We start from the raw sequence: 15,539 nt of genomic DNA, 5'->3' as shown, positions 1-15,539 counted from the left end.
CACTGTCCGCAGAACGTGAACCGCATACGCAAAGACGCCGCCCGTGAAGCCACGGACGGCGTCTTTTTTTCAGGGAACGCTCTTGCGCTCACCACGTGAGGGGGCAGCCACCCTCGACCAGAGCAGCTTCACCCCGTCATTGGCAGTCCGCCAGGCGTGTCGCCTTGCGATGCAGATCGCGCACGGCCTCTTCCAGCTCCGCAGCCTTGACGTTCTCTGGCGCGAAGGTGCGACCGACGCACAACTCCACCCGACCACGCAGACGACGCGGCCACTTGGCAAAGGCCGGCCCGCCGCCGTGGGAGAACCACGACCCCCACAAGCCCCCCAGAGCCATCGGGATCACCGGCGCCGGATCACGCGCGAGGATCAGCTCCAGCCCACGCCGGAAGCGTCCCACTTCCCCATCTCGCGTCAGCTTGCCTTCCGGGAAGATCATGACCACCTCGCCATCGCGCAACGCCTTGCCGACCTCTTCCAGTGAACGACGCACACCGGCGGGGTCCTTGCGCGAGGAATCCACCGGAATGGCCCCCGCAATGCGGAAGAACCATTTCAGCCAGGGAGAGTGATAGATCTCGGCATCCATCAGAAACCGCAATGGGCGCGGGCTGGCGCCGCCGAGTATCAGCGCATCCATGAAGCTGACGTGGTTGCACACCACCAGTGCCGCGCCTTCCGCCGGTATCCGCCAGCGCCCCTTGAGGTGCAGCCGATACATCAGGTGAATGAGGATGAAGATGATCAGCCGCAGGAAGGGCCGCGGGTCACGCAGCATGCAGATCATCGCGATCAATCCACTGATCAAGGACAGCAGCAGCAGGAAGTCCGGAATATCACGCCCCATCACGCCCAGCACCAGAATGCCGGCACCGGCCGAGAGCACCATCAGCAAGGCATTGAGCACATTGTTGGCCGCGATCATGCGCGCGCGATGGTCCTCGGGACTGCGCAGCTGCAACAGCGTGTAGAGCGGCACGATATACAGGCCGCCCCCGAAGCCGATGACGCCGAGATCCAGCCACATGCGCCAGAATCCGGCGATGCCCAGCAGCTCGATCAGCGGCGTGGCCATCTGGGCCTCAGCCAGCGCCGGGCGCAAGGCAAGGTCCAGCCCGCCGGCAAAGATGATCAGCGCCCCGAAGGGCACAAGCCCTGTCTCGAGTCGTCCACGCGAGACACGCTCACAGGCCAGCGACCCCAGGCCAATGCCGATGGCAAAGGCCGCCAGCAGGGCCGATGTCGCCCCTTCGGCCCCATGGACGATATCCCGCGCATACGCCGGCAATTGCGTCAGATAGCTCGCGCCGAGGAACCAGAACGCACTGATGCCGAGCAGCGCCCAGCGTAGCCGACGATTGCTCAGCCCCTCGCGCATCACCGCCACGCTGCCGGACAGCGGCCGCCAGGGCACCGGCCCCGGAGAAGCGGAAGGCGCCGGCGGAATGCGCATGGCAGCCAGTACGCCCAGCACCGCCAGCGACACCAGCGATGCCGACAGCGCCCAGCGCGCCAGCTCACCGCCCAGCGCCATCAAGGCCGCAGCCGCCAGGGTACCGACCAGAATGGCGAGGAAGGTACCCAGTTCAACCCAGGCGTTGCCACTGACCAGCTCATCGGCCTTGAGATGCTGAGGCAGGATGGCGTACTTGACCGGGCCGAACAGCGCGGACTGGGTGCCCATCATGAACAGCAGCGCCAGCAAGAGCTCCCAGGCCTCGAAGATCAAGGCACCCGCCGCCACGCTCATGGTGGCAAGCTCCAGCCACTTGAGCCTGACGATCAGCCGCTGCTTGTCGAGGCGGTCCGCCAGCAGGCCGCCCCAGGCGGAAAACAGCAGAAAAGGCAGGATGAACAACCCGGCGGCCAGATTGTTGACGACGCCGGTGTCCCAACCGCGCTGCTCGATGACCACGAAGGTCAGCAGCAGCAGCAGCGCGTTCTTGAAGAGATTGTCATTGAAGGCCCCGAGGGCCTGGGTCCAGAAGAAGGGGGCAAAGCGTGGCCGCCGCAGAAGGTCTCGACTCATCGTCCTGCTTCCGTGGCATCCCCCGAGCCTGCAGCCTCGCTGCGCACCTTGAGCCCCGCCAGCATGGTATCCAGCAGCTGGTCGAGCAGTTCCGTGACTTCCAGCGGCTGTCCTTGCCACAGACCCAGGCGTTCATTCATGCCCAGCTGGACCAGGCCATGCACGCTGCCCCACAGGGTTCGCGCCATGCGCTTGGCTTCCACTGACTCCACCTTGGGAGCGTACTCGACCAGAGCCAGCTCCACTCGCTCGAACAAGCCTTCGATCATGGCGTTCTGACGCTGATCCAGCTCCCCTTCCTGGGCCAGCGGGAAATCGAACAGCAGCTGCCAGCGATAGGGGTCGCGCTGGGCAAAGCCCCAATAGGCTCGCGCCAATGCCTTGAGACGCTGGGAGGGGCTCGGGGTCTCCTGCCCGGCAATCGCATCGCGCAGACGGTCCAGGGTCGTCAGATTGACGTGCTGGAGCAGGTTGCCAAAACTGCCGTAGAGCTTGAGCAGGGTACTGGGGGCGCAACCGACTTCGCGAGCCAGGTTGCGCAAGGACAAGGCGTGAACGGGCTGCTGCTTGAGCCATTCATCGCATGTCTCCATTACCCGCGCATGCAGCGCTTCCGGTGCATGCTGACGTGGACGGGCCATCGAATTCCTCTGGTGCTGAGATGCGTTACCGCGCAGCAAATCTGGCGCGGTGTGTGTCCGGACTGCGCGGGTTGGCAGAAAGAGTCACGATACCTGAGCATCCTGCTCTTGAAGCGCCCCGTGTCAGCCATTGAATCGAACAGTGTTTCCGTCCAGCATATCGAGACTGAGCACAAACGCAAGCGCCACCAAGGTGTGGCATGCTGGCGACTGCCGCGTGCAGCGGGGCTCTCGCGCTCATGATTGGGCAATGCGTCGCCCTGCATGTTCCCCCCTGCCCTTCATCTCAAAGGATTTCCGTGGCCGGACGCCTGTACCTTCCCCCGTTTCCCGAAGACCTGCCGCCCAGTGAACTGTTCGGATCACTCGCGACGCCTGCCCTCACGCGTCAGCTGCGGGAGGAGCGCCTGGTGAGCGCCAATCGCGCTCCACGCCTGCCGGTCTCGATGCTGCGCCTGGAAGGCCCGAGGCTTCGCCAGGTGCCAGCGCTCTGGGGGCTGACGCCCAGCTGGCTGGAAGTCATGGACCATGCCCCCCACGTGGCGCGCGCCGAGTCGCTGGAAACGCGACGCATGTTCCGCGAATCCTTTACCAGTCAACGGGCACTGATTCCCGTCGGTGGGGTCTATGTCTGGAAGGAACAGCCGCGCATGAAGCAGCCCTTTCTGGTCACGCACGCCACCCGCGCTCCGCTGTTGCTCGCCGCGCTGTGGACCCGCCACTTCAGCCCCCCGCTGATGGAAGGACTGCCCCCCGAGGGGCGCGACAGCTTTGCCTTGATCAGCGTGGCGTGCGCGGGTGTCACCGCACGTCTGACCGACCGCATGCCGGCGGTGATCGCCCCGCATCAGGTGCGGGAATGGCTGAGCGCCGATACCCCGCTGGACAGGGTACGTGCCATGCTGACACCGGACGCCAGCCTCGCGGCCTTCCCCGTCGCTCGCCGGGTCAATGATCCCGCGCACCAGGAATGGAGCGTCGCGCACCCCACTGGCCCGATGCTGAGCTGAGAGACGCCACTCGGCGCCCGGACAGCATGCTCAGATCGGGAACGCTGAATCCAGGCCGGTCAGACACGCGTATCGCTAGGAGGGGAGCACATCCTCGGACCTGCGCTGCTCGTGAGGCGTTGCTGATCTACCTGCGCGCTTGCGACGCATGAATCGCCCTTATCGAACCACCATGCCAGTGTCATCGGTGCCGTGAACTAGGAGAGAAGATGTCCTTGCCATCAGGATTCCGTCCGCTCGCATTGAGCGCTGCCATTGCCGCCATCGTCATCACCGGCCTGTCGCCCGGCGTCAGCCTGGCCGATTCCTCCACGCCCCCCGCACCGTCCTCCATGACGTCAGCCACCTCGGCCTCTGCCATCACCCAAGCAGGCCCGGTGATCAAGAGCGCCAATGACCAGCGCGACTATCGCAGCCTGACGCTCGACAATGGCCTCAAGGTGCTGCTGGTGAGCGACCCGGCGGCTGACAAGGCTGCCGCTGCCATGGACGTGGAAGTGGGCAGCGCCCAGGACCCCGATGACGTTCCCGGACTTGCTCACTTCCTCGAGCATATGCTGTTCCTCGGCACCGATCGTTATCCAGAGCCTGATGCCTATCAGGAATTCATCACCCGTCACGGCGGGCAGCACAACGCCTTCACCGCCAGCCAGGACACCAACTACTTCTTCGATATCGCACCGGATGCCTTCGCCGAGGCCCTGCCGCGCTTTGCCCGCTTCTTCGTCGCACCACAGTTCAATGCCGACTACGTCGACCGCGAGCGTCATGCCGTGCATTCCGAATATCAGGCACGCCTGCAGGATGACGGGCGGCGCGTGAATGAGGCTGTCGAGCAGGCACTCAATCCAGATCACCCCTTCAACCGCTTCAGCGTCGGCAGCCTCGAGACACTCAAGGACAGCGAGGCCGGCAGCCTGCGCCAACGCCTGGTGGACTTCTATCAGGCGCATTACGGCGCCGGCGTGATGCGCCTCACCCTGGTCGGCCCCCAATCGCTGGACACGCTGGAGTCACTGACGCGCCACAATTTCTCCGATGTCCCGAATCGCGAGCTCTCACGGCCACAGATCGACGCGCCGCTGGTCACTGCCGATGAGCTGCCCGCACGCGTGGAGGTCAAGGCACTCAAGCAGGAGCGCGAGCTCGACTTCATGTTCCCCATCGAGGACCCCGTCGCGCAGTATCGCGTCAAACCGGTCAGCTATCTTGCCAACCTCATCGGACATGAAGGGGAAGGCAGCCTGCTGGCGGTGCTCAAGGACAAGGGCTGGGCGGATGGGCTCTCGGCCGGCGGCGGCCCCAGCGATGGCGAGAATGCCCTGCTCAGCATCAGTATCACCCTGACGCCCGAAGGCGCCCGGCATCAGCCGGAAATCCGCGCCGCGCTGTTCGACTATCTGGCATTGATTCGCCAGCAGGGCCTGGAGGAGTGGCGCTACAAGGAGCAGGCGGCGCTGGGCGAGCAGGAATTCCGCTTCCAGCAGCGCAGCTCTCCCGTGGACCTGGCCAGCAGCCTGGCCATGATGATGACGCGCTATCCGGTCAAGGATGTGCTGGCCGCGCCCTACCTGATGCAGGACTATGACGCCGAGCTGATCGAGTCGACCCTTGATCGCCTGACGCCAGAGAATCTGCTGGAGGTCTACTCCGGCCCTGATGTCACGGGAGAGCAACAGGGCAAATGGTTCAAGGCGCCCTATACCCTGACGCGCCTCACGGACGATGCCGTCGCCCGTGCCGGAGACGATCCCTCGCTGGCCGCCCGGCTTGCCCTTCCGGCTCCCAACCCTTATCTGGCCAGCGACTTTCAGGTCCTGAATCTGCCCGATGCGCCGCCACGTCAGCTGATCGACGAGCCCGGTGCCGAACTCTGGTATCAGGGTGATGACAGTTTCGGGGTCCCGAAGGCCGAGTGGCGCTTCGGGCTGCTCAACCCCGCCGTGAGTGCCTCGGTCGAGGATGAAGTCATGAGTCGCGTATTGGCGGCATGGCTGAACGACAGCCTGAATGCCCGCCTGTACCCGGCACGTCTGGCCGGACAGGATGCTCTGGCCTATGCCCATGGCCGCGGCATCACGCTGCAGTTCAGTGGCTGGCGCGACGGCCAGCAGCCGGAAATGCGCGAGGTGCTGGATCAACTGGTCAATGGTGACATCGACTCTCAACGACTGGCACGCATCACGCAGCGCATGACACGCAGCCTGAGCAATCGCGCCCAGGCGCCCCTGTATACGCAACTGGGCCGCAGTCTCAGTGAAGCGCTGGTCGGCCAGCCCACCACCGTCTCGCAGCAGCAGGACGTGCTGGCGCAGGTCACCAGCGAACGTCTGGACGCCTTCCGCAAGCGCTTCCTGGCACGCCTGCATGTCCAGGCCATGGTGACAGGCAACCTGAGCGACACTCAGGCACGCGAGACCGGTCAGCTGGTGATCAATGGCCTGGCCCCCCGCGTCACGCGCGACGGCATCCCGGAGCTTGCCATCCACCGGGTGGACCAGCCCCTCGCGTTGCGACCGGAGAGCTCACGCGGTGATGCCGGCGCACTGCGCTACCTGCAGGGCAAGGATCGCACGCTCGAGAGTCAGGCCAGTCTGGCCGTGCTGGGCCAGCTGATCGAAGCCCCGTTCTACAGCCGGCTGCGCACCGATGAGCAACTGGGCTACATCGTCTCGGCCAGCTACTCCCCCATGCTGGATGCCCCGGGCCTGAGCCTGCTGGTCCAGTCGCCTTCCAAGGACAGCAAGACCCTGTTCTCGCGCATGGATGCCTTCTTCACGACCTTCGATGAGCGCATCACGGCGCTGGATGAGGCCACGCTCGCCAGCTATCGCAGCGCAGTGATCGATGGTCTCGAGCAGAAGCCGCGCCGCCTCTCCGAGCTGGCATCACGCAACTGGAGCGAACTGAGCTTCGGCTGGACCGACTTTGATCGCCGCCAGCAACTGATCCACGCCGTGGAGCAGGTCAGCGTCCAGGATATCCGTGACGCCTGGCAGCAGGTGACTCAGGCGGCGCCGCTGGAACTGGCCTTTGATCCCGAGATCCCCAGCGACTTCGATCAGCGCCTGCCGACGCTCGCGCTCCCCCTGCTGCCGGAGGCGCCACGTGCCGAGCACGGTGCCACCACCGCCGCTCCCTCGGCGCAACCTGCGGGCAATGCCCAGCATTGATCGCGCCACGCGTACATGCCCGACGGCCAGGCGGGTCAGTCAGAACGCTTCCGTGAGGGACGGAGCCGTGAAGTGAAGAGCAGATCAGAGACGAGTGGAGCGTCAGTTTTTTCCGAGAGATGAACGACACGACCCCGGCGAATTCGCCGGGGTCGTGTCGTTGTGGCTGCGAGAATTTCGAGAATCAGCCAAAGGCCTGTGGCGGCATGATGCCTTCCACATACATCGCCAGTTCTTCCAGAATCTGCACGCGCGCCGGATCCTGCTCGTTCTGGGCCAGACGCTGGATCTCGCTGACGAAGCCCTTCACGGTCAGGCTGGCGACCTGCTCGTCATTCATGCGCTCCCAGCGCCACTGCTCCCAGCGCTCCCGCTCGGCTGAATCAAGCGTGTAGCCGTAGCTGCGTGCGCGGTAGCGGAACAGCATCTCCTCGAGCCGCCCATCCTGGAAGGCGAAGGGCGTGTCATCCAGCGCCTCGGGGTGAGAGGCACGCACGCGCTCCATCTCCTTGCGGTCCGCGGGCGAGAAGAAGCCTCCCGAATAGAGCATCAGGTCCGGGTCAGCCGGGCCGGCCGGCGGCGTCTCGGCAAACACCTGGGCGACCTTCACGCCGACCCCCGCATTGTCCTTGAGCCACTTCCAGTGCTCACGACATCGTGCAGGGTCGAGCTTGAGGCGCGCGACGATCTCGCCGTATTCCCCCTGGTGAGGGCCGGAGACATCCTTGAGCGCCGTCGCCGGCATCAGCACCGGGCTCTTGTTGAGATGAATGACCTTGAGGGGGATGCGCTCCTCACCTTCCGCCAGGTCATCCGCACTGGCGAACACCCGCGCCCGAATCTCCTCGGGAGTGAGATCCATCAGCGGTGCCGGGTCCACCGACAGGTCATAGACGATGACGCCATTGGCATTGGAGGGGTGCTCCGCCAGCGGCACCACCAGCGCACCGCATGCTCGCGAGGCCGGATAGCGACGTGAGATGTGCAGCATCGGCTTGCGCGCACCGATGTCCAGCAGGCTGGCGACATGACGCTTGTTGCGCAGCTTGAGCAGATACTCGAACAGCCGGGCATTGCGTGACTTGAGCAGACGCGCCAGGGCGATGGTGGCCCGCACATCGACCAGGGCATCGTGCGCGCCGGCATGCTCGATGCCATTGGCGGCCGTCAAATCTTCCAGACGGAAGCTGGGGGCTCCGTCCTCGCGCCGCGGCCACTCGATCCCCTCGGGGCGCAGCGCATGGAAGGCGCGCACCACATCGATCAGGTCCCAGCGCGAATTGCCGTTCTGCCACTCACGCCCGTAGGGGTCGAGGAAGTTGCGATAGAACAGGTGACGGCTGACTTCATCATCGAAACGCAGGCTGTTGTAGCCCACCGAGCAGGTGCCCGGCACGCTCATCTCGTCGTTGATGCGCCCGGCGAACTCGGCCTCCGGCAGGCCGCGACGCTCGGCCTGCTGCGGCGTGATCCCCGTGATCAGGCACGCCATCGGATGAGGCAGGAAGTCGTCAGCGGGCTTGCAGAAGAGCGTCAGCGGCTCACCGATCTCGTTGAGCTCCGCATCAGTACGAATGGCGGCAAACTGCGATGGACGGTCGCGGCGCGGGTCGGCGCCGAAGGTCTCGTAGTCGTGCCACAGGAAGGTGGGCTCTGCCACAGGAAATCTCCACGCGGACGGTCAGAAAATGCACATGCCAGAACACCGCGCCCGAGGGGGGCGATGTTCTGGCAGGAAAGTCGTACGAATCAGCGGTTGTCGAGTCTGCTCATGCCTCGCCGGGGCGCGGCAGAGTGACGTTCAGCTCGAGCACCGAACAATCATCCTCGCGGTCCAGCGAGATGTTGATGGCATCCTGATCGACCTGAACGTACTTGCGAATCACCTCCAGCAGCTCACGCTCCAGCATCGGCATGTAATCCGGCTGGTCACGCTGACTGCGCTGGTGAGCCACGATGATCTGCAGCCGCTCCTTGGCGACATTGGCCGTCTTCTTGCGCTCTCGCTTCAGAAAATCCAGTAATTTCACTTGCGCCCCCCTCCAAACATTCTGGCCAGCAGACCGCGCTTCTCGACTTCATGGAAGCGCAGCTGGACTTCCTCGCCCAACAGGCGGGAAACGCAGTCCACATAGGCCTGACCAGCATCGCTCTTCTGGTCGTGGGTCACCGGCACCCCCTGGTTGGAGGCGCGCAGCACGGCCTCCGACTCGGGAATCAGGCCGATCAGCGGGATCGACAGGATTTCCTGGATGTCCGTCAGATTCAGCATGTCACCTCCGGTCACGCGCGCCGGATGGTAGCGGGTGATCAGCAGGTGTTCGCGCACGGGAGAATCGCCGTTCTCGGCACGGCGTGTCTTGGAAGACAGCAGACCGATGATGCGATCGGAATCGCGCACCGAGCTGACTTCCGGGTTGGTGACCACCACCGCTTCATCCGCGAAGTACATCGCCAGCTGGGCACCGCGCTCGATACCGGCCGGGGAGTCACAGATGACGTAGTCGAATTCTTCCCGCAGGCTTTCGAGCACCTTCTCGACGCCTTCCAGCGTCAGCGCATCCTTGTCACGGGTCTGGGAGGCCGGAAGGATATGCAGGTTGTCGATGCGCTTGTCGCGGATCAGCGCCTGCTTGAGATTGGCCTCGCCCTGGATGACGTTGACGAGGTCGTAGACCACGCGCCGCTCGCAACCCATGATCAGATCCAGGTTGCGCAGACCCACATCGAAATCGATCACGACGGTCTTGTTGCCGCGCAGAGCCAGTCCGGTGGCAATGGCGGCGGCGCTGGTCGTCTTGCCGACTCCGCCCTTGCCTGACGTCACTACGATAATCTTGGCCAAAGGTATCTTCCTTGCTGAGAGTCCCCCGTGAAACGGGGATCACCGGTAAATATTGGATATCGTTCGAGGCACGCCGGCATCACTCAACCGAGGCGTGCGATACAAAGCTGGTCGTGTTCGAGCACGACTTCGACACTGGCACCCAGCAGACGATTGTCGATGTCGTCCAGGCGCTTGTAGGTTCCCGCTACCGAAAGCAGCTCGGCATGCAGTTCCTTGCAGTAGATGCTGGCATTGCGATCGCCATGGATGCCGGCCAGCGCCCGGCCGCGCAGGGCGCCATAGATGTGCACGCTGCCGGCGGCCAGAATCTCGGCACCGGCATTCACGGCACCGATGATCACCAGATCACCCTCTGGCGCGCTGACCTGCTGCCCTGAGCGCACGGTACCACGGTAAACCTTGCTGGCATGGGCCGGCACCTCAACGACCGCGGCTTTTTCGTCCGCGACAGTCGCCTCTGGCTCGTCGGCGGGAGTCGCTTTCGCCTCAGGCTCGACAGTCGTGACCGGCGGCACGGACTCCAGCGTCCGGCCGCGATTTTCCTGGGGCGGGAACCACCCGAGACCCAATGCCCAGGCAGACTGGCGCACCGGGTCGCCACCACCGCGCACCGCCACCGGCAACAGCTTGTGGCCGCGACACACGGCGCAGATACGCTCCAGCGCCAGGTGCGGCTCGTCGAGCTTCTCGACGCTCAACACCACCGGCGTGTGCTGAAAGAAGGCGGGGGACTGGCTGAGTTTGCTGACCAGTTGGGCACGGATCTGCTCCGGGTCTCCACTGACCAGTTCCATGACCGTCATCGGCAGCATGCCGCCTTTGAAGGTGAAGGCCTGGGAGGCCCTGTCCGTACTGAGACTCATGACCTGACTCCGGGTTGCGTGAGGGAAGTGACACCCTCCGACACTCGTGAAAGAAGCTCGTGACGCTCGAGACATCCCTGGGATGGCATCCCGAAGCAGAAGGCCATCTGCCCGGCAGGCAGGTACCTGCCCGACGACTCATGCGGTGAAACGCCGAGGCCGGACGCCCCATCTCCCCGCGACGCAGTGCGACTTCTGCAGGAAGCGAGCTTCGTGATGACGTATCACCCGAGCGAGGAATGGCCTTTCATGAACCATCGCTCTGCTGAACAAAGCTATGTGAGCTGACACGGCGCTGCAACTGATGATACGGCCAGCAGTCCACACTGTCAGGTGTCGCGAGGCCACGACGCACGAAAGAGTCATCTCGTGATGACCTGACTCATCCCGCGCGAAGGCGCTCGGCAGACACTCTCCCCCGGTTTCCCTGCACCGATGGGCGCGTGAGACCACACAACATGGCCTCGTGACTGATAAGATAGCGGGGTGACGAAATTCATGCGCCGTCACCCCGGTTCACCGACAGACCCGAGTGTCCTGGTCCTGTCCGAGTGACTGGCCGCTGTTGCGCCCCTCTATTTTTTTGCCTGGATAACCGCTCTCTCATGACCGGACTGCTTTCCCGCCTCACTGGCCGCCTGTTCGCCCCTCGCTGGCAGCATGCCAACCCGACCATTCGCTCCGCTGCCGCGGCCCAGCTGGACCCTGAAACGCCGGATCAGCGCCAGATACTCGAGTCTCTGATTCTCGAGGACCCTGCGCTTGAGGTGCGTCATGCCGCTCTGGCACGCATGGCGACACCGGAGCGACTGCTGCCGCTGCTGGACCGGGCCGACGGGCTGGTACGCGAGCGACTCGTCGAGCTGCTGAGCGGTGGTCAGGATGCCCCCTCCCTGCTGGATCGCGAACAGCTGGTCGCACGCCTCGATGACAATGAGCTGCTGGCCGCCATCGCGGCGCGCGGGGACAATCAACAGTTGCGTCTGGTCGCGCTGGAACGTCTCACCGATGAAGCCGCCCTGATCCATCAGGCCTGCCACAACAGCATCGCGGCGGTGCGCCATGCCGCCGCCGCTCGCATCACCAGTCAGGACGGGCTGGAGCAGCTGGTGCGCGGCGCCAGACGCGATCGTCACGTCCAGCGTCAGGCCCGCGACACGCTCGCCCAGCGCCGCGCGGATGCCCAGCAGGCAGACGCTCTCAATGCCAGCCGTGACAACCTGCTGCGCCAGATGGAGAAGCTGCCGCGTCAGGCCTGGGAAGACAGCGTGCCATCACGCTATCGCTCACTGCTGCGCGAGTGGGAGCGACTGCCGGCCGCCGACCACGACGTCCAGCAGCGTTTCGAGGAAGCGCGTCTGCAGGCGTACAAGGTCATCAGCGATCATGAAGCCCGTGAACAGGCCATCCGTGAGCATGAACGCCTGAGTGCCAACCTGAGCACCCACCTGGAAGAGATCCTCACGGCCCTGCACCAGGCGCGCGCGGACCTCCTCAGTCGCGAGTGCGTCAATGATCATGACTTCGCCAGCCTTCAGGCTCAGCGTCGTCTGCAAGGCGAACGCTGGCGCGAGCTGACCGACCAGTTCTCGGCCCCTGCCGAGCTGCTCGAACGTCATCAGCGCCTGCAGCAACAGCTGCAGGACCCGCTCGATGCCTGGTATCGCCATCAGCTGTGCCAGGGCGAGATGGACGCGGCGCTGGTCGACAATGACCTGGAACAGATGGCACGTCTCGAGCGCGAGATCGCCTGGCCAGCAGAGCTGCCGCTCACCAGAACGCTGCATGCCGTGCGCCAGGCGCTGGAGGCAGCTGCACCGCCGGCGACGACCGATGAAGAGAGTGCCGACGAGGCCGCCGCGACCGATGAGCCCGCCACGGACAGCAGCGACAAGCCCAGAACGCTTGATCTGGAAGCCATCAGCGCCGAACTGGATCAGCTGGACACCTACCTGGAAGCCGGCAAGCTCAAGCCCGCCAGTCGCCTGCATCGTTCACTGCGCGACCGCACCGAAGGCCAGCTCGACAGCGAGCGTCAGACGCGCCTTCGTCAATTGGGCGCTCGCGTCGCGGAGCTGCGTGACTGGCAGAACTTCGTCGCCGCTCCCAAGCGTGAACAGCTGCTGGAAGCCATCACCACATTGGCCGAGCGCGAGGACCTCAGTGATGAGCAGCGCGACCGCCAGCATCAGCAACTGATTCAGCAGTGGCGCAGCCTGGGCGATGCCGCTGCCAGCCGTGAGTCCAGCCAGTCCTTCCGCAGCGCCTCGGACAGCATCAAGCAACAGCTGCAGGATTACCGCGAAGCGCGCAAGCAGGCACGCGAGCACAACCTTGCCATGCGTGAGGCGCTCTGTGAGCAGCTGGAATCGCTCAATGGACACGCCATGGGCGATGCGGACCCGGACGCCCTGCGCCAGATCCGCGACCGCGCACGCGAAGAGTGGCGCCGTCACACTCCGGTACCGGCAGGCCCGGGCCGCCAGCTGTCGCATCGCTTCGGTGAAGCGCTGACCGCGCTGCAAGGCTTGATCGACCAGCGCGCCGGCGAGATCGCCGCGGCCAAGCAGGCATTGGTGGACGCCGCCGAAGCGCTGGCCGATGAAGACGCTCCGGCACGTGCGCGCGCCGAGCAGGCCAAGGCACTGCAGACTCGCTGGCGGGAACTGGGCCGTGCCCCCAAGGGCGAGGAGCAACGCCTGTGGTCTGCCTTCCGCGCCGCCTGCGACCGCATCTTCGCCGCACGTGATCAGGACCGTGAAGCGCGTGACACGCGCGAGCAGGTCCGCCTCGAACAATGGCAGGCTCTGATCGAGCGCCTCGATAGCTGGGAACCGACGACCCTGGAAGACGCCGCCCAGCTGGACGACGCGCTCAAGGAAGCCGACGCGCTGGGTGCCCTGCCGCGTGGCAAGCGCGGTGACGGCATGCGTCGGCGCTGGAATGGCATTCTCAAGCGTCGCGAACAGCGCCTGGATGAACTCCATGCCCAGCAGCTGCGCCAGGAATGGCAGCAGTGGCGCGACCTGCTGGAGCAACATGCCGTCGCCGATGCCAGTGCACGCCAGGGCAATATCGAGGATGTCGAACTCCCCGAGTCATCGGCGTTCGACGATGCCAGCCGCCAGGCCAATGCCGCGCGCAACCAGATGCGCCGTGCCGAGCCGGTCAGCGCCAACGCCGCCAATGAGCGCCTCGCGGAGCTGCGTGTCCATCTGGCGATCCTGTTCGAGGCGCCGCTGGGTGCGGAAGACGAATCGCGGCGCCTGACCGTTCAGGTGGCCCGCATCAATCAGCAACTGGGCGAGCGCCTTGAGCGTGATGAGGAACTCGACGAGGTGCTGGATGCGCTGCTGGCCAATGGTCCGCTGGACTGGGAAGCCTGGCAGGCCGAGTTGCCGCGCTTCGATGCCCTGTTCAACCACTGACGGCGTCGGGTCGGCATAGACAGTCAGCTGACCGGCACCCTACGACGACGAAGCCCCCGTCTCGAGAGAGACGGGGGCTTCGTGGTTTTCACGACAGGAAAAGTGCGCTTGCCCCTCTCCTGTCAGATCCTGGTTCCTGTGAGTGCGCTCTGCGGCCTCTTGTACGCTTGATGGCCTCTTCCGCCCTGCCGGGTTCTGCCACCCTGCGGGTACGTCGCGAGACGCCGGGGCGCATGAGCACGAACGGACATCAGCCCATGAACTGGCCACCATTGATGTCCAGATTGGCACCGGTGATGAAACCGGATTTCTCGTCCGCGAGGAATGCCACCGCGCGAGCGATCTCGTCCGGCTGACCATAACGCTTGACCGGAATCGTCTCGCGGATGGATTCACGAATCTCTTCCGGAATCTTCATGATCATGTCGGTGGCGATATAGCCCGGCGACAGAGTATTGACGGTGATGCCCTTGGTCGCGGTTTCCTGTGCCAGCGCCATGGTCAGACCATGCATGCCCGCCTTGGCGGCCGAGTAGTTCACCTGACCGAACTGGCCCTTGCGGCCGTTGATGGAGGAAATGTTCACGATGCGGCCGTACTTGTGCTCCAGCATGTCATTGATGACGGCACGGCAGGTATTGAAGACGCTATCGAGGTTGCAGTTGATGACTTCGCGCCACTGCTCGTAGCTCATCTTGCGCATGGAGGTATCACGCGTGATCCCTGCGCAGTTGACGAGCACGGCCACCGGCCCGAAGCGCTCGCGAATTTCATTGACGCCTGCCTGACAGGCTTCGAAGTTGTCCAGCTCGATACCGGAAAGCGCGATGTTCTCGAACCCGGCAGCACGCTGTTCCTGCAACCAGCCTTCTGCCTTTTCCTTGTTCCTGTAACCGGCAATCACCTGGTACCCCTGGCTCGCCAGCTCACGACAGATGGCGGAACCGATGCCACCGGTGCCACCGGTGACCCATGCAACGGGTGCTGTTTGCGTCATGTTATTGTCTCTCCCTGTTCCTGGAACGTCCTGTGCCCGCAAGGGAGCACAGCATGGCATTTCGCCGTTGATCGCTCATCGACTGGCTGGCGATCTTCCGGTAACGACAAACACTGACAGGCGTCTCTGACAGCATGGCGACAACCGTGCGCTCGGTGAAGACTGTCACCGCCCTGCGCGAGGCGTGTCACTCTCAGTATGGACAGGATTCCCACGGAAAGTATGTAGCAGATCTCTCACATTGATTGAGGTCAATTCCATCACCCTCGCTCCCCCCCATCGCCTGGCCGCCTCAGGAAAGTCTTCCGGCTGATTACGGGATAACGGTTGACTCAGCACTGTATATCCTTATACTACGCCCCACGTTGATGCGGGGTGGAGCAGTCTGGTAGCTCGTCGGGCTCATAACCCGAAGGTCATCGGTTCAAATCCGGTCCCCGCTACCAGCAAGCGCCAGCAGTTTCGGCACTTGGGAAACAACGTGATGTTGCGGGATGGAGCAGTCTGGTAGCTCGTCGGGCTCATAACCCGAAGGTCATCGGTTCAAATC

10 protein-coding genes and 1 tRNA gene are annotated in these 15,539 nt (G+C 64.3%); 4 read left to right on the top strand and 7 right to left on the bottom strand.

Translation table 11 applies throughout. The features are described 5' to 3' along the window. Positions 1-136: 136 nt before the first annotated feature. Together OW493_RS16895 and OW493_RS16890 are read right to left on the bottom strand one after the other, a co-directional pair. On the bottom strand, positions 137-2,029 hold the full coding sequence (locus OW493_RS16895) for an MFS transporter (RefSeq protein WP_289864967.1): 1,893 nt from the start codon (positions 2,027-2,029) through the stop codon (positions 137-139). After that, complete coding sequence (locus OW493_RS16890) at positions 2,026-2,670, bottom strand: TetR-like C-terminal domain-containing protein (RefSeq protein WP_077373605.1); 645 nt, start codon at positions 2,668-2,670, stop codon at positions 2,026-2,028. The genes OW493_RS16895 and OW493_RS16890 overlap by 4 nt, the downstream gene beginning before the upstream one ends. 299 nt (positions 2,671-2,969) lie before the next feature. On the opposite strand from OW493_RS16890, the gene OW493_RS16885 reads away from it, so the two are divergent. Further along, the gene (locus OW493_RS16885; RefSeq protein WP_077373602.1) at positions 2,970-3,680 is read left to right on the top strand and encodes an SOS response-associated peptidase family protein; all 711 of its coding nucleotides are present in this window, start codon (positions 2,970-2,972) and stop codon (positions 3,678-3,680) included. A gap of 209 nt (positions 3,681-3,889) precedes the next feature. Further along, entirely contained in the window at positions 3,890-6,853 is a 2,964-nt protein-coding gene (locus OW493_RS16880) for an insulinase family protein (protein ID WP_289864966.1), read from the top strand. Positions 6,854-7,037: 184 nt separating this feature from the next. Here OW493_RS16880 and sbcB read toward each other — a convergent pair whose 3' ends face one another. The 4 genes from sbcB to minC all read right to left on the bottom strand — a co-directional run bounded on the left by sbcB (position 7,038) and on the right by minC (position 10,564). Further along, a complete protein-coding gene (gene sbcB, locus OW493_RS16875; protein WP_077373596.1) occupies positions 7,038-8,513 on the bottom strand; it encodes an exodeoxyribonuclease I in 1,476 nt (491 codons plus the stop codon). A gap of 109 nt (positions 8,514-8,622) precedes the next feature. Then, positions 8,623-8,883, bottom strand: a complete 261-nt coding sequence (minE, locus tag OW493_RS16870) for a cell division topological specificity factor MinE (RefSeq protein WP_043336475.1) — start codon at positions 8,881-8,883, stop codon at positions 8,623-8,625. Further along, positions 8,880-9,698, bottom strand: coding sequence for a septum site-determining protein MinD (minD, locus tag OW493_RS16865; RefSeq protein WP_077373593.1), 819 nt, complete (start codon positions 9,696-9,698; stop codon positions 8,880-8,882). Before minD ends, minE begins: the two co-directional genes overlap by 4 nt. Positions 9,699-9,781: 83 nt before the next feature. After that, entirely contained in the window at positions 9,782-10,564 is a 783-nt protein-coding gene (minC, locus tag OW493_RS16860) for a septum site-determining protein MinC (RefSeq protein ID WP_077373590.1), read from the bottom strand. A 605-nt stretch (positions 10,565-11,169) separates the two neighbouring features. On the opposite strand from minC, the gene OW493_RS16855 reads away from it, so the two are divergent. After that, positions 11,170-13,992, top strand: a complete 2,823-nt coding sequence (locus OW493_RS16855; RefSeq protein ID WP_279876095.1) for a DUF349 domain-containing protein — start codon at positions 11,170-11,172, stop codon at positions 13,990-13,992. 250 nt (positions 13,993-14,242) lie between these two features. On the opposite strand, the gene phbB is transcribed toward OW493_RS16855, so the two are convergent. Then, entirely contained in the window at positions 14,243-14,989 is a 747-nt protein-coding gene (phbB, locus tag OW493_RS16850; RefSeq protein WP_077373584.1) for an acetoacetyl-CoA reductase, read from the bottom strand. Between the two features lie 369 nt (positions 14,990-15,358). On the opposite strand from phbB, the gene OW493_RS16845 reads away from it, so the two are divergent. Further along, positions 15,359-15,435: transfer RNA gene (locus tag OW493_RS16845), tRNA-Met, on the top strand. Positions 15,436-15,539: the final 104 nt, after the last annotated feature.

Origin of the sequence: Cobetia sp. 14N.309.X.WAT.E.A4 (assembly GCF_030397495.1) — a bacterium.
Lineage (GTDB): Bacteria > Pseudomonadota > Gammaproteobacteria > Pseudomonadales > Halomonadaceae > Cobetia > Cobetia marina.
Note: the sequence above shows the minus strand (reverse complement) of the source record. Positions and strands in the feature narration are given on the sequence as shown.

Excerpts from the sequence above, each read along its gene's own strand:
- OW493_RS16895 (WP_289864967.1), bottom strand. The coding sequence starts at position 2,029 with ATGAGTCGAGACCTTCTGCGGCGGCCACGCTTTGCCCCCTTCTTCTGG.
- OW493_RS16890 (WP_077373605.1), bottom strand. The coding sequence starts at position 2,670 with ATGGCCCGTCCACGTCAGCATGCACCGGAAGCGCTGCATGCGCGGGTA.
- OW493_RS16880 (WP_289864966.1), top strand. The coding sequence starts at position 3,890 with ATGTCCTTGCCATCAGGATTCCGTCCGCTCGCATTGAGCGCTGCCATT.
- minC (WP_077373590.1), bottom strand. The coding sequence starts at position 10,564 with ATGAGTCTCAGTACGGACAGGGCCTCCCAGGCCTTCACCTTCAAAGGC.
- OW493_RS16855 (WP_279876095.1), top strand. The coding sequence starts at position 11,170 with ATGACCGGACTGCTTTCCCGCCTCACTGGCCGCCTGTTCGCCCCTCGC.
- phbB (WP_077373584.1), bottom strand. The coding sequence starts at position 14,989 with ATGACGCAAACAGCACCCGTTGCATGGGTCACCGGTGGCACCGGTGGC.